The sequence below is a fragment of the Nocardia implantans genome (genome assembly GCF_035544775.1).
GTDB classification, from domain to species: domain Bacteria; phylum Actinomycetota; class Actinomycetes; order Mycobacteriales; family Mycobacteriaceae; genus Nocardia; species Nocardia implantans.
Window position 1 is genome coordinate 409997 of sequence record NZ_JAYKYQ010000005.1, and the last position, 15891, is coordinate 425887.

Sequence of the window (15891 nt, forward strand, 5' to 3'; positions counted from 1 at the left end):
AGCCGAAGCCGGAAAAGGCCGCGGCGCATCGGGATACCGCTCCACGGCTGCGGTTGTTCCGGGACAGCGCCATCGTCGCGCACCGCAATCTGCTCACCATCCTGCGCGTGCCGACGCTGCTGGTGACGGCCACGATCCAACCGCTGATGTTCGTGTTCCTGTTCGCCTACATCTTCGGCGCGTCGCTGGGCGGCGGCCAGTACCGGGAATTCCTGCTCGCGGGCATCTTCACCCAGACGGTGGCGTTCAACGCCGCGTTCACCACGGTCGGCCTGGCGGGGGATCTGCAGAAGGGCATCATCGACCGGATGCGGGCGCTGCCGATGTCGCGGCTGGCCGTGCTGATGGGCCGCACGCTGTCGGACCTGGTGGTCAACATCCTCAGCCTGGCGGTGATGGTCGGGTGCGGGTACATCGTGGGCTGGCGCATCCACGGCAGCGTCTCCGACGCCGTGCTGGCGTTCGCGGTGATCCTGCTGTTCGCGTTCGCGATGTCCTGGGTGGGCGCGCTGACCGGCCTGATGTCGCCGACCGTCGAGGTGGCGCAGAGCGCCGGGTTGATCTGGCTTTTCCCGCTGACGTTCATCTCCTCGGCGTTCATCTCCGCCGAGACTCTGCCCGGCCCGCTGCGCACCATCGCGGAGTGGAATCCGATCACCGCGGTGTCGGCGGCGGGACGCAAATTGTTCGACAACGACTCGCCGCCCACCTTCGTCCCGCCCAGCGGATGGGCCGCCGATCACTGCGTCGAATACGCGGCGGCTTGCTCGGTGGCGATCCTCGTGGTGGCCGTGCCGCTGGCGCTGCTGCGCTACCGGAAGGTGGCCAGTCACTGACCCGCGCGCCCACGCGCACAGCGAACGGCCGCCGCATCCGGACGATGCGGCGGCCGTTTCGGTATTCGCGAACCGTCAGGCGCGGCGGCGGGTCTTGAGCAGCTCCAAGCGCTCCTTGAGCAGCTCCTCGAGCTCCTCCTTGCTGCGGCGTTCCAACAGCATGTCCCAGTGCGTGCGCGGCGGCTTGACCTTCTTGGTCTCCTGGGTGGTGCCTTCGACCAGCACCCCCTCCTGGCCGTTGCGGCACAGCCAGGTCGGCGGGATCTCGGCGTCGTCGGCGAAGGGGACGTCGAATTCCTCGCCGTTGTCGGTCCGGTACCGGGCGATCCGACGCGGAGCCAGGTCGTGGTCGCGATCGGTCTCGTAGCTCACCGCTCCGAGCCGACTGCCTCGGAGTACGCGATCTGCCATGGTGTGCCTCTCCCTGTGTGCTCGAGTCTTCGTGCGCTGCGACCGTGTCCGCGCGAGTGCGCGCAGCACCCGCCGGACCTGATGTACAACGATCGGGCCTGCGCCAATAGTTCCCGACGCGGCCGCGGTGAACCGTTCCATTGTAGTGCCAGCGTCGCATCGGCCCCGTCGCACCCGACGGCGGGTGATTCGCCGGGGGCGCTGAGCGGATCAGGAGTGGCGAGCGATTAGTGTTCTGCGTCATGTCGCGCCGCTTGTCCTGCCAGTGGTGTGGGCGGGAGATCGTGGAATCGGAGGCCGGCCGCCGTCGCCGGTACTGCCGCCAGTCCTGTCGCCAACGCGCCTACGAACACCGCAACAGCTTGAAGGGGACGGGAATTCCCGACGACGCGGTCGTGCTCAGCGCCCACGAGGCCGCCGACCTGGCCGATCGCTGGTTCGCCGCCCGCTGCGCCGCCGAGGACGTCGCCACCGCGATCGCGGAGGGGGCCACGCCCGATGAGCTGGCGGCGCTCGGCAAGACGCTGGTCGCGCTCACCCGTGACGCGGAACGTCTGCGCTGACCGGCTCCGGCGTGGTCTCGGGTGTTGCGCCGCGGTGGCGTAGATACACCGCGCCGAGCAGCACGACGACGGTCGCCACAAGTCCGGAGGCGGCGTACCAGGTGGCCGGGTCGGGATGGACCAGCGACTGGCCGCGCATCGCCTGCCAGAAGACCAGCGCCAGCAGGCCGGCGTAGCCCGCCGCCAGCACAGCGACGACGGCCGCGCGAGCGCGTTGCGGGCGCAGCCAGCGGTACCGCGGCGCGAGCCGGGCGAGTGCGATGGCCGCCAGCAGCAGGACCTGGATGCCGTGCAGCCCGACGAAGTGCGGCACGCGCAGGTCGCCGCCGATGGTGCTCCAGTGCGTGATCGGCATGCCGCCCATGGCGTCGCGCGGAGCGAGATCGCCGGAGTCGGGCGCGACCGTGTGCCCGGCGGCCAATTCGACGACTCGTCCGGCGCTGTCGCGGACGAGCTGCTTGCCGGTGAATCCCATCAGGTAGCCCAGCGCCATACCCACCACGGCCAGCGCCAGACCGGCATGGACGGCGCGTGCGGTCGGGCGGTCCGCCAATCGCTGCCAGGACAGGATCAGCACGATGAGCAGGTTGGCCAGGAACAGGCCGGGCACGCCGGAGGCGAAGACCACCTGCCCGATCGAGTTCACCGGGTCGGTCTCGGTGTTGAAGTGGCTGAACGTGCCGCGCGCGGCTTGCAGCACGATGAATCCCACATCGACGAATCCGGTCACCGCGAACACCGTGCCCAGCCACCAGGTGACCCGGCTTCCCTTGTGCGGCAACGACAACAGCCACGCCAGGGTGAGGCTGTAGACAGTGAACGCCAGGCCGAATTTCATCGGCTTGAGCCAGACGGATTCGCCGAGCAGCGTGCGGTCGTCGAGCAGCATCGCCGGGAGGGAGAACAGGACGAGCGCGGTCATCGCGGCGACCGTGCCGAGCAGTGGTCGATGCAGCCGCCCGCGCGTCGCCGTCCGCGTGCTCGCACGCGACCGCGACCCGCCTGCGGGTGCGGCGACGAAATGTGTTGTGGACATGGAGCGAACGTAGGAATCGCGGACCCCGGTGGACGTCCCGCCGGGGCGCTATTCGCGTCTAGTACCCCGGTACCGGGGGGCCACCCGCGGGCGGTACCGCGGACCCACATGTCCTCGCTTACGGCTGTGCCTTGGCGCGCCACGAAGCTGGTCCGGCGGAGGCCTCATAGGGATTGGATCCCGCGGCGGGATCGCGGGCGTCGCGCTCGATCCCGTTGCGCCGATCGGGCAGATGAAGCGGGCCGCGAACGCGTCGTTGCGTTCGCGGCCCGTAGCGGGCGACGGCGCTGTCGCCGGGTTCGTCCGCGAGCCCTCGTGTCCCGCGAGCCGGATCGGGGTCAGTCCTCCGGGGCGTACCCGACGTCGATGCCGCGTCCGGCCAGCCAGGGGTGCGGATCGATCGGGGTGCCGTCGGCCAGATGGACTTCGTAGTGCAGGTGCGGCCCGGTGGAATAGCCGCGGTTGCCCACCGTCGCGATGACGTCGCCCGCGCGGACCGGCTGGCCCACGGTGGCGAGGATGTCGTTCACGTGGCCGTAGACGCCGACGGTGCCGTCGTCCTGCTGGACCCGCACCCACAGGCCGAAGCCCGAGGCGGGACCGGCCTCGATCACGACGCCGTCGGTGACGGCGGCGATCGGCGCCCCGAGCGGATCGCCGAAATCCAGGCCGGCGTGCATCGCGCCCCAGCGCGTGCCGAAATTCGAGGTCAGTACGCCGGCGGCGGGCCGGACGGTCTTCGGGCGGGCGAAGTCCTGCGCGATGCGGTTGAGGTCCCAGGGCACAGGCGCCGGGGCGGCCTGCGGAGCCGGGCTCTGCGGTGGGGTGAAGACGGCGAATCGAGCCATGCCCTCGGCGGGGCGGATCTCACCCGAGGCGATCTTCCCCGCCACGAGGCGGGCGGAGTCGGTGTCCTCGTCCTGCTGCGCCGCGGCGAGCACGCCGAAGGACGCGGTGACGACCGCGGAGGCGACGACGACGCGGGCGGTGACGCCGTCGCGGCGCAACCGTGTCGCGGCGCGACGGATCGGTAACGGAAAGGTCACGGGCATGCGTCGAACGTACGGCAGCCGCCGCAGGCGTCCGCAATCCTGTGGCAACCATCACCGGGTGCAAAAGCCCAGCTCGATCATTGCGAAGAGGTGAAGAATCCTGCGCGATTCCTATGCGAGCTGGGACGACGAAGACTTGGCGGCGGTTGACCCGGGGAGTGCTGGATGCGCACACTGTGTGAGTGGCGACTAATGGAGTTCGTGCCCTCACGGCGCTGGCGGACCCGACCCGTCGCGCGATCTTCGAGGCCCTGCCGCAGGCCGCTCGCTCGGTCGGCGACTTGGCGGAGGAACTCGGTGTGACCAGTTCGGCGGTCTCGCAGCATCTGCGTGTGCTGCGCGAGGCGCGCTTGGTGATGATGCGGCCGGAGGGCAATCGCAGGTTGTATTCCCTCGACCCACGCGGCCTCGCCGACGCCCGCGACTACCTCGAACAGTTCTGGCCGAGCGCGATCGCCGCCTATTCCGCGGCGTTGCAGACCGCCGCGACAGCGAACGCGTGACCGCGGCGGTGTGCCCGCGTCCGTCTTCGGCGGCGGTCGGTGGCGGTCATCCCACCCGGCGATAGGCCGTCTTGGGACGGTCGGTACCCGTGCTGGGCCAATTGCGCTTGCTCAGCTGCTTGTCGACGGCGGTGATCACCTCGGCGACGTCGATCTGCAACAGGCCGGGGTCGGGGGCGGCGGCGTCGGCGTCGCCGACATGGCCGGCCCACAGCACGGCATGCCGGCCGAGCAGGTGCGCGGGCGGACCGGCCAACTGCGGCGGCGTCGGGCCGAACAGCAGGACGGTCCGGGTGCCGAACGCCGTGGCCAAGTGGGCCACGCCGGTGTCTCCGCAGATCACGAGGGCGGCCTCGGCGACGGTGGCGGACAGATCGATGAGGGTCTGCTGTCCGGCAAGCACCCGGCCGGCGGGCAGGCCCGCTCGTGCGGCGACGCCGAGCGCGAGTTGGCGTTCGTACTCGTCGCCGGTGAGCACCACCTCGCGTCCCAGGGCGAGCAGGTGCCGGATGACGGCGGCGAACCGGTCGGGTGGCCAGCGGCGCGCCGGTGCGCCCGCGCCGACGTGCACGACCACGCAGTCGCGGCGGCTGGTCGTCGACACCGGCGGAACCAGTCCCAGGTTGCGGCGATCCGCGCCGATGCCGTCGTACTCCAGCAGATGACACCAGCGGTCCACCTGGTGGGTGTCCGGCTCCCACGCCGGGCCGGACAACTCGGGAAACGCGGGGTTGCGGAAAGTGAGTATGCGCTCGGCCCCGGTCTTGGACAGGGCGACGATGCTCTCGGCGCCTGCGCCGTGCAGGTTGACCGCCAACTCGGGCGCGGGCGCGTCCCAACGGAGGCTGCCCGGATCGGGAGTGGGCAGCAGAGTGTCGACCGAGGCGATCAGATCGACGATCGGCTTGAGTCGCAGCGGCGCCGCCAAGACGATGCGATCGTGGGGTTTGGCTCGGCGCAGCGCACGAAGAGCCGGGATCGCGGTGAGTAGATCACCCAGCCCACGCGCCTGCAACACGAGCAGAACCGCCACCCTCTTCTCCTAGCCACCCGAGTCTCACCGAACCCCGACCCACCCGTTCAGCCCAGGGGCGCCGACGAAGAGTCACTGACGAATAACTACCCGGCCGGTCGGATGGCGAAACGTGAACGTGGGACAACGTCGTGACGTCGAAGGAAACCCTGGGCGCACGCTGCCTAGCAAATATGCAGGGAACATATGCATCGCAGCTATAACATCAGGGAATGACGACAAACAGCGTGGTAGAGGGTCCACTGAAGTCTCTTGCCCGCCGTGCGTGGCAAACGATCCTGCTCACCGGCGTCCTCGCGGTGATCCTCGGCATCCTGATCCTGGCCTGGCCCGACATCACGCTGGCGGCGGCGGGCATCATCTTCGGGGTCTACCTGGTGGTCACCGGCTTCCTGCAGCTGCTCGCGGCCTTCGGCGCGCCGGTCGGCACCGGCCTGCGCGTGCTGTCGTTCATCATCGGCGTGCTGTCCATCGTGGTCGGCGTCTTCTGCTTCCGCGACGAACTCGCCTCGTTGCTGCTGCTGGGGTTGTGGATCGGCATCGGCTGGCTGTTCCGCGGGATCGCGCTGCTGGTGGCCGCGATCTCCGAACCGGAACTGCCGGGGCGCTGGTGGCAGGTGCTCTTCGGCCTCGTCACCGCGGTCGCCGGTGTCGTGCTCATCGTCTGGCCGGTGCGGTCGGTGGCCACGTTGGCCGTCTTGGCCGGGGTGTGGCTGATCATCGTCGGCATCATGGAGATCATCGTGGCGTTCGGTGTGCGCAGGGAGATCGCCTGACCAGCACGGTTCCCTCCGGCTGGAACTCGTGACAGAATCACAGGCGCATTTTCACCAGACGTCGGCTTCGGGGTTGGTCGACATCGAAAAGAACTGGAGGCACGAATGATTCGTACTGCTGGGTTTGTCGGTGCGCTCGCCCTGGCGGGGGCCGCGGCCATGCTGTCGGCGGGGACGGCGCAGGCCGCGGTCGGCACGCTGTCGATCAACGGCGAACTGCACGCGGATCCGGTGGGCTGCCTGAACACCGACGGTACCTTCTACACCACGTTCCAGATCACCGTCGTCAACAGCACCGATCGTGCCGTCACGCTGTACTCCGGAAGGGACTGCACCGGTTCGGTGGTCGGCGAGCTGCCCGTGGAGAAGATCGGCTACCTGCCCAAGGGCGGCAGCGTCTCGGTCAGCTGAGCCGACCGTAGCGATCGCGGCCGAGGCGTCGCGTCACCCATCGCACGAGTTTCGTCGGTGTGGTGCGCGATCGCCTCGGCCGTTTCCGTGCTCGCCTCGCCCGCCCTGCCGTTTCACCCGCCGACGTCGGTGGGGATCCGTTCCGATGCCGACACGGTGTCGCGTGCCCACGCCGCGTGCGGCCGGGCGTAGCGCCCGCCGCGCCGCAGCGGCTCGGCATGGCTGCCGTCCTCGACGATCCGGCCCTCGTGGAACAGCAGCACCCGATCGGCGGTCTCGGCCGTGTGTATCCGATGCGCGATCGTCGGGGTGGTGCGGCCGCGGGTGAGGCGGGCCAGGGCGTGCTGCATCCGTGCGTCGGTGCCCGCGTCGCAACGCCGCGCAAGATGATCGTCACGATGCGCAGCAGCGAGACCGCCAGCACGAAGGCCGCTCCGGCCGCGGGGAAACGGCCCTCGGCGAAGCTCGCGACCACCATGTGCTCCGTACTCCATCCACGGCTTTCGCGGCGAGCGCCATGCAGCAGGCGTTCACCAGGCCGGAGGCGACCGCGGCGGCCCGGCGCCCGCCCGCACCCGCGCAGCATGATCGCCAGCCCGCTGCACAGGGTGCGGGGGTCCTGCCCGGCCTCGCTGTCCGCGGCCGCGGCGAGCAGTGCGCCCTTTCCGTAGCTCATGACCCCGGACACCGAGATGTCCGGGTTGTTCCCGTCGCCACCACGATTCCAACCGCCTGCACGCTCTAAAAAAGGAGGCCTTGGAACGCGCCCCGCAGCGATGGACTCGATCAGTGTGATCGGAACACGGCGGCACTACGGCCGCGAACGCCTGGGGCGACCGCGATGGGCGCTACCGCGCAGGTGAACTCGTTTCCAGTGAGCGGGCCGGACGCCGGGTGTCCTGTGTGCGCGGCCAGTCATTCGGGCTCGCCGCGGTGGACTCCGAGGTCGCCGCCGGCGGAACCGGCGGCACGCCGGCCGCGCGGCGGCGTCCCCGCGGATCCCATGCCATCGCCGACGCGGCCGCGCCCAGCAGAACGATCACGATCATGGTCACAACACACCAGACCAACATGGTCCTTGCCTCCCTGGCAAAACCATCCGGTTGACAGACTGCGTCGGCTTACCAAGGCGGACAGTTGTTTTCGAGTCGCCGACAGTATCCACCGACCGGAAGGCGGGCGCGAGTCCTCGGCGCGGGGCCGGGCATCCCGGTCTTGTCCGAAACCCGCTACCGATGCTGTCGCGGCCGGTGTACCAGCGCGAACACCGCCGGCTCCGGTGACAGGGGTTCCGGTGCTGCGATCGGAGGAGACGGGGATCACGGTCACGCCGCGGCCATACGGGTGTGGGTGCCGTCTCAGTCCGGCCGACTGCCGTTGCTTCGTCGCGCGCGGCGGCCGGCTGGGCCGCGCCGCGCTGTTTGTCTCGTTTGCGCCCGGGTAGCACGGTGGGGACGGAGGTCAACCCACAGCGAAAGGGCTGGTTCGGCGATGTCCAATTCCACATCCGGCGCGACAACGGATCGGCGGTCTCCGCTCCAGGTCGCCGCCATGGCGGTCGGGGCGACGTTCCTGCTGGTCGGCATCCTGGGGTTCATTCCAGGAATCACGACCGACTACGGCGAACTCGAGTGGGCGGGTCATCACTCCCAGGCCCAGTTGCTCGGTCTGTTCGGCGTTTCGGTGCTGCACAACGTGGTTCACCTGGCTTTCGGCATCGCCGGGGTGCTGGCCGCGCGCACCGCTGCGTCGGCGCGTGCGTTCCTGCTCGGCGGCGGTGTGCTGTATCTCGTGTTGTGGCTGTACGGACTGGTCGTGAACCCCGACAGCGACGCCAACTTCGTGCCGCTCGATACGGCTGACAATTGGCTGCACTTCGTACTCGGCGCGGGCATGATCGCCCTCGGTGTGGTCTTGGCGCGGCGGCCCGTGACCCAGGCGCCGGGAGCGGGCAGGCAGACCGGAATCCTGGAGTAGCCGACGCGCCACATCGGGGCCCATCCGAGTGCTGGCTACCGAAAGTTGCTGCGCGTCAAAGGTTCTCGGAGACGACCAGCTCCGCCGGGTGCCGCCGGGTCGCCGACGGTACGCTCGGTTCGGGCGACGCCGAAAAGCTGGTTGCCGAACGCCGAAGATGTTGACATCGACTGCTGTTGACAACATATGATGTCAATAACTTGCTCAGCCCGCAATCCGCGCCGTGACCGCGCGAGCTTGTGGGAGTGCAGGCGCTTCGACCACGTTGGCAACGATCGCGGCAAGGGAGTACCGATGAGGGCCAAACCACCCGCGCTGGGATATCTCCGCAAGGACGTCTCGGGTGTGTCCCAGGATTGGGACGAAGCGCAGATGCGGAGTTTGGCCAAGCGACTGGGTTACGAGCTGTGTAAGACGGTGACCTTCGGCGCCGGTACCGACGCACCGGTGGATCGCCTCGTCGACGTCGTCCGCACCTTCGGCGTCGACGCGGTGATCGCGCCCGGGCTGCACCACTTCGGCAACGCGGTACCGGCGGGACTCGTCGAGGTCTGCGACCTGATCACCGTGACGCCCCAGCAGACGTACTCCCGTTCGGCGCTGTCGCGGATCTGGGCCTGAATCGCTCCGCCGGACGAAGTCCGGCGCGGTTCAGCGCTGGCGCCAGCCCAGCGGACCCGGCAGGTCCACACTGTTCTTCTTGGTTCGGGAGTTCCACGACCAGGGGCCGATTTTGATGCTCCACGACGACAGCCCCGACTGGGTGAAGTTGAGTTTCAGCGGCCCGAACGATTTGCGCTGACGGTATCTGATTGGCATGAGCAGCCTCCCTGACTCGACCCCAGGATAACGGATCCGGTTATCCCACAGGGTTTTCGCTGGTCGGCGCACCCTTGGCCGGCATCCCGACAGGATTCGTGCCGTCGAGCGGGCGGCCCGGAAACGATGGGCGATCTACCGCTGACGTGCGCTCTACTGATGCCATGGACGGCACTGGAAGCCCTTGGGAGAATACGACGCACGACTGGGCGAGCACCGTGGACCTCGCTCATCTGGAACGGATTCGCCGCGAGCCGGAAGCGATGGCTCCCGGCGGTATCCGTCACCTGATCCTCGAAGTCGTCGCGTACGCGGCGGACGAAGCCGCATGTGGGAACGGCGGACGGTGCGTCGTGGTCTTGCACACCGATGGTTCGGTGTCGGTCTCCGACGATGGAAGAGGCACCGACACCCGCATCGACGCCAGCGGACGCCACGTCAAGAAGCCGATCATGGCGACGAAAGATCTGCGGTTCTTCGACTTCCCTGACGCGGAACGCCTGCCCGACGGTCATCCGCGCCGTGGCATGTCCGTCGTCGCGGCGCTGAGCCGATGGCTCGTGCATACCAATCGCAGGCGGCACGGAGCTTGGACGCAACGCTATGAGAACGGCGTCCCGGTCACCGATCTGCTGCCGGTCGCCGCGGACGGCACGACCGGTACGACGGTCCACTTCCTGTCGGGGCACGGCTCGCACGCGGCGACCGAGCCGACAGTGGACGAGTTGGTCCGGTTGACGTCGTCGTGGCGACAGCTGTCGGTCGCGGTGATCCGCGCCGGTGAACCGTCGCAGTAAGCCTCGACGGTCCCCGGCTTCGCATCGCCACGTTCACCGCACGAAGGCCCGTGTCAGCTGTCCGGGACCTCCACCCAGCCGATGACCGAATACACGCCACCGCCCGGCACGTGACAGCGGGACGCGAGTTGTGCCCGGCAGGAGGCTGACACGGCGTCGGCCGGGGCCGGTGCGGATAGGCTGGCGGCATGTCGGACTCGGTGGTTTCCAGCGGTTTGTCGGTAGCGCTCGTGCTGGGGGGAGGTGGTCCGGTCGGCCTGTCGTGGTTGGCCGGACTGGCGACCGGACTGCGGGACAACGGCATCGACTTGGCCCGGGCCGACCGATTCGTGGGGACCTCGGCGGGGGCGGTGGTCGGCGCGGTCCTGGCCGATGGCGGTGATCCGGCGCGATTGCTGCGGCCGCCGTCCACGTCGGCGGCGCCGGTGCGGGCGGATCCGACGCGCATGGCGGAGATCTTCGCCGTACTGCGCGCTCCGGGACAGGACCCGGCCCAGGCGCGCCGCCGGGCCGGGGAGTTGGCCTTGGCCGCGCAGGTCGGTGCTCCGGACGAGCACATCGCGCGCATCGGTGGGCTGGCCGGTGTAACGCGATGGCCCGCGCGCGATCTCGTCGTCACCGCGATCGACATCACCACCGGCGAATTGCGGGCATGGACCAGGGACGGCGCGGCGTCGTTGCCCGCGGCGCTGGCGTCGAGCACGGCGGTGCCGGGAGTCTTCCCGCCGATTCCGATCGACGGCAGCCACTACATCGACGGCGGCTTGCGCTCGCCGGTCAACGCGGACCTGGCCGCAGGCGCGGACGTCGTGGTGATCCTCGAACCGCTGGCGCACATGTTCCCGCGTGTTCCGAGCGATCGCGAACTCGGCTCGGCCACAGAGGTTTCCATTGTCCCCGACGACGAGGCCGTCGCCGTGATCGGACTCGACGTGTTCGACTCCGCGGCGCTGGCTCCCGCCCATGCGGCGGGCGTGCGCCAGGCGGCCGAGGCGGCGTCGCGACTGAAGGACGTCTGGCCGAACGGCTGACCGCTCACCGCCGTACTCCCTCGAGCGATGTCCTCGTCGCGCTCGACGTATTCGCCGTAGCAGCCGAAGCCCTCGGCGACCTTGTCGCGAAGCGCCGTTCCGGCTCGTGGTGAGCGCCGAGCCCCTGCGTCCGCACGGCTGCGCCGATTCGTGCTCGACGCTCCCCGCGCTGATCGGCTGCTGGTGCCCGCTCGTGCTCCCAGCGGCGAAGTCGTCATCGTGGCGGTCGAACCCGGCGTTCCCGGGGCGACCGTCACCGCGCGGCCGGTGGTCGACGCGACGCGCGATCTCGGGCGGGTCGGGGCCGGTGGCGTTGTGGCGTTTCCACGGCGACGGCGGGCGCGCACTCGGCGGCAGTGCGACCGGCCCGCGATCGCGACGGCCTGCGACAGTCTGGGGCTCAGCAGGGCCATGCCGGCGGCCACCGTCGGCTACGCCGGGGTGCGCGAACAGTTCGTCCGTCCGATCGGCTCCTGCCAGGCCGTCAAGCGCGCCTGCGCGGACCTGCTGGTGCGGATTGCGGTGGCCGGGCAGTTGGTGGCGGCCGCGGTGCGAGCCGAGGTCGCGTCCGGTCCGGACGCGGGCGGCGCGGCATCGAGGGCCAAGGCGTTCACCCCCGAGACGGCGGTGCGGGTGGCGGGGAAGGCCATGCAGTTGCACGGCCGCAGGGGTTACATGTGGGAGAGCGGGATTCACGCCTATCGCAAGCGAGCCACGCTCGATCGGGGTCATGTTCGGCACGCCCGCCGAACACCGGAGACGACTGGCCCGGCGATTCGCCCCGGCATAGCGAGCGCGGGGCGGATCGCCGGTCGGCGGCTTGGAGCCGACCGGGAACAAGCGGTCAGTCGTCCGGAGTCTCGGTGAAGCGCTGCAGATACAGCGGCTCGCCCAGTTTCTCCACCAGATCGAGTTCGGTTTCCAGGTAGTCGACGTGCTGCTCTTCGTCCTCGAGGATGTGCTCGAAGATGCGAGCGGAGGTCACGTCGCCGCGCGAACGCATCAGCTCGATGCCACGGCGCAGCCGTTCGACCGCTTCCAGCTCGATCTGCAGATCGGCCCGCAGTTGCTCGGGCACGCTCTGCCCGATGCGCAGGGGGTTGAGCTTCTGATAGTTCGGCAAACCCTCCAGGAAGAGGATCCGGTCGGTGAGCAGCTCGGCATGTTTCATCTCGTCGATTGACTCGTGCCGAGTGTGCCGGGCCAGCTTGGTAAAGCCCCAGTTCTCCTGCATCTTGGCGTGCAGGAAGTACTGATTGATCGCCGTGAGTTCGGCCGTCAGCTGCTCGTTGAGCAGCGCAACGATGTCCTTGTCGCCGTCCATAGCAGCGATCGTGGCACAAAATGCGCGCAGCGGCGGGCAGACCGCCTGGTGTGTCGGCTCAGGCGGCCGATGGCTGCGCTCCCGCGGAGGCCCGTGCGCGGCCGATCACCTCGGCCAGTCGCGTCGTGCAGCTGCCGCAACCCGGCTTCCATCCGCAGGCGTTCTTCACCTGGCGGATGCTGTCGGCGCCCGCCGAAACGCAGGTATGCACGTCACCTTCGGACACCGCGTTACAAATACAGACGTACATGAAGCCTCACAGCCAGGTCACCTTATCGCTGAGGTTAGCCTCGACTAACGAGGTAAGCCTCCCCTAATGTATAGCAGCTCGCTCCGGCGGTGTGAAGCCCGCGGCCCGCGCGAGCTCCGCTAGGGGGCGAGCCGCCGTACGGCCAGCTGCCGCGGCTCGCTCGACTCGATCTCGGCGCTGCCGGGGAGCGCGATGTCCTCTTCGGTGCGCAGCAGCACGTGCCGCGGCGCCTTGTAGCCGGCCAGCCGCTCGCGCAGGAAAGCGCAGTTCCGCGCCATCCACCGTCGCGCCCGGCCGCGGCGCCACGCACGAGACCACGGCTTCGCCGAGCGTCTCGTGCGGCACGCCGACGGTGCGCGCGACCTTGACGCCGGGGAACCGGAGCGGCCCCGCGCTGGACGGGCCGGTGATGCGAACCCGGTTGCCGACGAGGACGTGGCCGGCGGTTACGTGCTCGCCTGCATCCATGGCGTTCGGCCGCGGCGATCTCGGGCAGCGGGCCCGCTTCCAGCGGATCGCGGTCCCCTGCGGCTGCGGGCCGCCGGTTATCGGCCGTTCTCGACCTGGTTGAACGGGACGTCGCGATCGGCGGCGAACTCCCTGGGCATGCCGAGCACGCGCTCACTGATGACGTTGCGCGCCATCTCGGTGCTGCCGCCGGCCAGGCTCCACGCCGACCGGAACAGGTAATCGAGGCCCACCCTGGTCGTGTCGGCGGCGTCGCCCGGGCTGTGGGTGGCCGCGGTGGACCCGGCGATGCGTACCGCCATATCCGTTTGCAGCCAGGCGTTCTCCGCGGTGAACAACCGGGTGATGGCTCCGGCGGAGGGCGGCAGGTCACCGCTCGCGATGGCCAGCGAGACGTGCGCGATGAGCTGGTCGCGCACCACGTTCATGGCCCGCGCCTCGCCGATGTCCTCCCTGGTGCGCGGGTCGGCGCAGCGCCCGGTGGCGCGAGCCAGTTCGAGCAGCCGGTCGGCCTCGCCGCCCAGGTGCGGGCGCGCGCCGCTGGTGTACGGCGACGTGCCGCCCAGCGCGGCGCGCTCGTGGTGCAGCAGCAGGGACGCGGCGTCCCAGCCGCCGTCCACCCGGCCGAGCACCGCCTCCTCGGGCAGCGCGACGTCGTCGAAGAATTCCTGGCAGAACTCGGTCGAGCCGGTCACCTGTTTGATCCGCCGCACGGTGACGCCTTCGGCGCGCACCGGCACCAGGAACATCGTGAGCCCGCGGTGCTTGGCGACCTCCCAGTTGGTGCGGGCCAGGCACAGCCCGTAGTCGGCGGCGTAGGCGCCGGAGCTCCAGATCTTCGATCCGTTGAGGATCCACCGGTCGCCGTCGCGCTCGGCGCGGGTGGTGAGTCCGGCCAGATCCGACCCGCCGCGCGGCTCGGACAGGAACTGCGCCAGGATCTCTTCGCCGCGCAGCACGGCGGGCAGGTGCGCGCGCTTCTGCTGCTCGGTGCCGAGATCGAGCAGGCTCGCCGCGCAGATGGCCAGCGTCGGCACGTTCAGCAGCAGTGGCATCTCGTAGGGCAGCGATTCCTCGGTGAACGCCCGCTGGTGGGCCGGGGTGAGGCCGAGTCCGCCGTAGTCGGCCGGGAAGCAGATTCCGGCGAAGCCGCCCTCGTGCAGCATCCGTTGCAGCTGCCGGGCGCGGTCCCACGCCTCCTCGGTGTCGGACTTGTGGTCCGCGGCGGGGGCCGGGGGCAGGTTGCCCCGCAACCAGGTCCGCGCGCGGGCGCGGAAGTCCTCGACGGGCTCCAGATCCGTGGTCATAACGCGGTCCTTCCTGGCGGGCTCGATCCGGTTCACGCGGCTGCCGTGTCGAGCAGATCGGTGATGTGGCGCCGGTGCTCCTCTGGCGTGCCGTACATGGCGCGGCCGAGGGTGATCCGGCGTAGGTACAGATGCAGGTCGTGCTCCCAGGTGACGCCGATGCCGCCGTGCAGCTGTACGCAGTCCTGGGCGATCACCGGGGCTTTCGCTCCCACATACGATTTCGCGATGCTGATCGCCTCGCCCGCGCAGGCCGGGTCGTCGTCCCACGCCGCCGCGGCGGCGGTCGCGGTGGCTCGGCACGCTTCCAGCCAGGTCTTGTTGTCGGCCATCCGGTGCTTGAGCGCCTGGTAGGAGGCCAGCTGCCTGCCGAAGGTGTAGCGATCGAACAACCAGGACAAGGTCGCGGCGAGCGCGGCGTCGGCGGCGCCGACCAGCTCGGCGGCGGTCAGCACGGCCGCGGTGCGCGCCTGCGCTCGCAGCGCGGCCACGGCGGCGCCGCCGGTGTGCGCCACGGCGTCCGCCGATACCGCGACATTCTCGAACGTCACGCGCGCGGTGCGGCGGACCAGGTCCAGGGTCCAGGCCGGGGTGACGGTCACGCCGGGGGCGTCGGCGCGCACCAGCAGCTGCACCGGGCCGTCGGCGCTCTGGGCGGTCACCAGGAACAGATCCGCCTGGTCGCCCGCTTCCACGCGGTCCTTGACGCCGTTGAGCCGGTATCCGTCGCCCTGGGGTTCGGCGCTGGTCCTGAGGGCCTGTCCGGGGGACAGGACGGTGAAGTCCCGGCCGGGTTCGTAGACCGCCCACGTCACGATCGTTTCGCCAGCGGCGACGGCGGTGACGACCTCGCCGAGAGGGCGTGCGTCCGAGGCCAGTCCCGCCAGGACGGCATTCGTCGTGATGAACGGACCGGGCGCGCAGGCGCGGCCCAGCTCTTCGGCCACCGCGGCGAGTTCGGTCATCGGCCTTCCGGAAACCGTTCCGCCGCCGAGGCTTTCGGGAACCAGCATGGCCGTCCAGCCCAATTCCGCCGCGCGCCGCCACCAGGTCCGATCGAATCCCGTCCCGGCTTCGCCGAGCGCGCGCACGGTGCTCACCGGGACGGTTTCCGCCAGGAATTCGCGGGTGGTCGACTGGAACAACCGCTGATCCGCGGTGGGGTCGTTGGTCATGATGCCTGTCCTTCGGTTGACGCGCCGCCCTGTTTGTGGAAATCTCATACTCACAGATGAGAGGCATATTCTCAATCACGGAAGTCACCCGGCGAACTCGGCCTATGAGCGGCCTCCGCCGG

General features: G+C 69.7%; 21 protein-coding genes. 10 read left to right on the forward strand and 11 right to left on the reverse strand.

Annotated elements, in window-relative coordinates; all coding sequences use genetic code 11:
• The first annotated feature begins 53 nt into the window (after positions 1–53).
• Entirely contained in the window at positions 54–836 is a 783-nt protein-coding gene (locus tag U3653_RS15100; RefSeq protein ID WP_195080290.1) for an ABC transporter permease, read from the forward strand.
• A gap of 75 nt (positions 837–911) precedes the next feature.
• Here U3653_RS15100 and U3653_RS15105 read toward each other — a convergent pair whose 3' ends face one another.
• Positions 912–1247, reverse strand: a complete 336-nt coding sequence (locus U3653_RS15105; RefSeq protein ID WP_039801823.1) for an RNA polymerase-binding protein RbpA — start codon at positions 1245–1247, stop codon at positions 912–914.
• A 242-nt stretch (positions 1248–1489) separates the two neighbouring features.
• On the opposite strand from U3653_RS15105, the gene U3653_RS15110 reads away from it, so the two are divergent.
• Positions 1490–1810 carry a hypothetical protein gene (locus U3653_RS15110; RefSeq protein WP_195079981.1) on the forward strand — a complete coding sequence of 107 codons (321 nt, stop codon included), beginning with the start codon at positions 1490–1492 and terminating at the stop codon, positions 1808–1810.
• Here the strand turns inward: U3653_RS15110 and U3653_RS15115 are convergent.
• Positions 1782–2846 carry a hypothetical protein gene (locus tag U3653_RS15115; RefSeq protein ID WP_195079980.1) on the reverse strand — a complete coding sequence of 355 codons (1065 nt, stop codon included), beginning with the start codon at positions 2844–2846 and terminating at the stop codon, positions 1782–1784. The genes U3653_RS15110 and U3653_RS15115 overlap by 29 nt on opposite strands.
• A 338-nt stretch (positions 2847–3184) precedes the next feature.
• Positions 3185–3898, reverse strand: a complete 714-nt coding sequence (locus U3653_RS15120; protein WP_195079979.1) for a M23 family metallopeptidase — start codon at positions 3896–3898, stop codon at positions 3185–3187.
• A gap of 182 nt (positions 3899–4080) precedes the next feature.
• Between U3653_RS15120 and U3653_RS15125 the strand changes: the two genes are divergently transcribed.
• Positions 4081–4401 carry an ArsR/SmtB family transcription factor gene (locus U3653_RS15125; RefSeq protein WP_195079978.1) on the forward strand — a complete coding sequence of 107 codons (321 nt, stop codon included), beginning with the start codon at positions 4081–4083 and terminating at the stop codon, positions 4399–4401.
• 46 nt (positions 4402–4447) lie between these two features.
• On the opposite strand, the gene U3653_RS15130 is transcribed toward U3653_RS15125, so the two are convergent.
• Positions 4448–5434, reverse strand: a complete 987-nt coding sequence (locus tag U3653_RS15130) for a glycosyltransferase family 9 protein (protein WP_195079977.1) — start codon at positions 5432–5434, stop codon at positions 4448–4450.
• 212 nt (positions 5435–5646) lie between these two features.
• Between U3653_RS15130 and U3653_RS15135 the strand changes: the two genes are divergently transcribed.
• On the forward strand, positions 5647–6210 hold the full coding sequence (locus U3653_RS15135; protein WP_195079976.1) for an HdeD family acid-resistance protein: 564 nt from the start codon (positions 5647–5649) through the stop codon (positions 6208–6210).
• Between the two features lie 105 nt (positions 6211–6315).
• A complete protein-coding gene (locus U3653_RS15140) occupies positions 6316–6621 on the forward strand; it encodes a hypothetical protein (protein ID WP_040871783.1) in 306 nt (101 codons plus the stop codon).
• Positions 6622–6734: 113 nt separating this feature from the next.
• Here U3653_RS15140 and U3653_RS15145 read toward each other — a convergent pair whose 3' ends face one another.
• On the reverse strand, positions 6735–6971 hold the full coding sequence (locus U3653_RS15145) for an ABC transporter ATP-binding protein (RefSeq protein ID WP_195079975.1): 237 nt from the start codon (positions 6969–6971) through the stop codon (positions 6735–6737).
• A gap of 1141 nt (positions 6972–8112) precedes the next feature.
• Between U3653_RS15145 and U3653_RS15150 the strand changes: the two genes are divergently transcribed.
• Positions 8113–8598, forward strand: a complete 486-nt coding sequence (locus tag U3653_RS15150; RefSeq protein WP_195079974.1) for a DUF4383 domain-containing protein — start codon at positions 8113–8115, stop codon at positions 8596–8598.
• 294 nt (positions 8599–8892) lie between these two features.
• Entirely contained in the window at positions 8893–9219 is a 327-nt protein-coding gene (locus U3653_RS15155; RefSeq protein WP_195079973.1) for a hypothetical protein, read from the forward strand.
• A gap of 30 nt (positions 9220–9249) precedes the next feature.
• On the opposite strand, the gene U3653_RS15160 is transcribed toward U3653_RS15155, so the two are convergent.
• Positions 9250–9417 (reverse strand): DUF4236 domain-containing protein, encoded by a 168-nt coding sequence (locus tag U3653_RS15160; RefSeq protein WP_083880898.1) that lies wholly within the window; start codon positions 9415–9417, stop codon positions 9250–9252.
• A 164-nt stretch (positions 9418–9581) separates the two neighbouring features.
• Here U3653_RS15160 and U3653_RS15165 point away from each other — a divergent pair, with 164 nt between their 5' ends.
• The 3 genes from U3653_RS15165 (at position 9582) to U3653_RS15175 (ending at position 12112) form a co-directional block, all read left to right on the forward strand.
• Positions 9582–10214, forward strand: coding sequence for a hypothetical protein (locus tag U3653_RS15165; RefSeq protein WP_323124008.1), 633 nt, complete (start codon positions 9582–9584; stop codon positions 10212–10214).
• A gap of 188 nt (positions 10215–10402) precedes the next feature.
• Positions 10403–11245 (forward strand): patatin-like phospholipase family protein, encoded by an 843-nt coding sequence (locus tag U3653_RS15170; protein WP_195079972.1) that lies wholly within the window; start codon positions 10403–10405, stop codon positions 11243–11245.
• Between the two features lie 150 nt (positions 11246–11395).
• Positions 11396–12112 carry an acyl-CoA dehydrogenase family protein gene (locus U3653_RS15175; RefSeq protein ID WP_323124009.1) on the forward strand — a complete coding sequence of 239 codons (717 nt, stop codon included), beginning with the start codon at positions 11396–11398 and terminating at the stop codon, positions 12110–12112.
• On the opposite strand, the gene bfr is transcribed toward U3653_RS15175, so the two are convergent.
• From bfr to U3653_RS15200, 5 genes are all read right to left on the reverse strand, one after another.
• Positions 12090–12569, reverse strand: a complete 480-nt coding sequence (bfr, locus tag U3653_RS15180; protein WP_067807548.1) for a bacterioferritin — start codon at positions 12567–12569, stop codon at positions 12090–12092. The genes U3653_RS15175 and bfr overlap by 23 nt on opposite strands.
• Before the next feature lie 58 nt (positions 12570–12627).
• Positions 12628–12819 (reverse strand): (2Fe-2S)-binding protein, encoded by a 192-nt coding sequence (locus U3653_RS15185; RefSeq protein ID WP_195079971.1) that lies wholly within the window; start codon positions 12817–12819, stop codon positions 12628–12630.
• Between the two features lie 119 nt (positions 12820–12938).
• Positions 12939–13097: a hypothetical protein gene (locus U3653_RS15190; protein ID WP_195079970.1), complete on the reverse strand. Its 159-nt coding sequence runs from the start codon at positions 13095–13097 to the stop codon at positions 12939–12941.
• A 267-nt stretch (positions 13098–13364) separates the two neighbouring features.
• Positions 13365–14594 (reverse strand): acyl-CoA dehydrogenase family protein, encoded by a 1230-nt coding sequence (locus tag U3653_RS15195; protein WP_195079969.1) that lies wholly within the window; start codon positions 14592–14594, stop codon positions 13365–13367.
• 32 nt (positions 14595–14626) lie between these two features.
• Positions 14627–15769, reverse strand: a complete 1143-nt coding sequence (locus tag U3653_RS15200; RefSeq protein WP_195079968.1) for an acyl-CoA dehydrogenase family protein — start codon at positions 15767–15769, stop codon at positions 14627–14629.
• Positions 15770–15891: the final 122 nt, after the last annotated feature.

Bases quoted from the DNA above. Each gene is read 5' to 3' on its own strand.
- U3653_RS15195 (WP_195079969.1), bottom strand. From the start codon at position 14,594: ATGACCACGGATCTGGAGCCCGTCGAGGACTTCCGCGCCCGCGCGCGG.
- U3653_RS15120 (WP_195079979.1), bottom strand. From the start codon at position 3,898: ATGCCCGTGACCTTTCCGTTACCGATCCGTCGCGCCGCGACACGGTTG.
- U3653_RS15165 (WP_323124008.1), top strand. From the start codon at position 9,582: ATGGACGGCACTGGAAGCCCTTGGGAGAATACGACGCACGACTGGGCG.
- U3653_RS15160 (WP_083880898.1), bottom strand. From the start codon at position 9,417: ATGCCAATCAGATACCGTCAGCGCAAATCGTTCGGGCCGCTGAAACTC.
- U3653_RS15135 (WP_195079976.1), top strand. From the start codon at position 5,647: ATGACGACAAACAGCGTGGTAGAGGGTCCACTGAAGTCTCTTGCCCGC.
- U3653_RS15110 (WP_195079981.1), top strand. From the start codon at position 1,490: ATGTCGCGCCGCTTGTCCTGCCAGTGGTGTGGGCGGGAGATCGTGGAA.
- U3653_RS15190 (WP_195079970.1), bottom strand. From the start codon at position 13,097: ATGGCGCGGAACTGCGCTTTCCTGCGCGAGCGGCTGGCCGGCTACAAG.
- U3653_RS15150 (WP_195079974.1), top strand. From the start codon at position 8,113: ATGTCCAATTCCACATCCGGCGCGACAACGGATCGGCGGTCTCCGCTC.
- bfr (WP_067807548.1), bottom strand. From the start codon at position 12,569: ATGGACGGCGACAAGGACATCGTTGCGCTGCTCAACGAGCAGCTGACG.
- U3653_RS15185 (WP_195079971.1), bottom strand. From the start codon at position 12,819: ATGTACGTCTGTATTTGTAACGCGGTGTCCGAAGGTGACGTGCATACC.
- U3653_RS15200 (WP_195079968.1), bottom strand. From the start codon at position 15,769: ATGACCAACGACCCCACCGCGGATCAGCGGTTGTTCCAGTCGACCACC.
- U3653_RS15115 (WP_195079980.1), bottom strand. From the start codon at position 2,846: ATGTCCACAACACATTTCGTCGCCGCACCCGCAGGCGGGTCGCGGTCG.
- U3653_RS15105 (WP_039801823.1), bottom strand. From the start codon at position 1,247: ATGGCAGATCGCGTACTCCGAGGCAGTCGGCTCGGAGCGGTGAGCTAC.
- U3653_RS15170 (WP_195079972.1), top strand. From the start codon at position 10,403: ATGTCGGACTCGGTGGTTTCCAGCGGTTTGTCGGTAGCGCTCGTGCTG.
- U3653_RS15155 (WP_195079973.1), top strand. From the start codon at position 8,893: ATGAGGGCCAAACCACCCGCGCTGGGATATCTCCGCAAGGACGTCTCG.
- U3653_RS15145 (WP_195079975.1), bottom strand. From the start codon at position 6,971: ATGCAGCACGCCCTGGCCCGCCTCACCCGCGGCCGCACCACCCCGACG.
- U3653_RS15140 (WP_040871783.1), top strand. From the start codon at position 6,316: ATGATTCGTACTGCTGGGTTTGTCGGTGCGCTCGCCCTGGCGGGGGCC.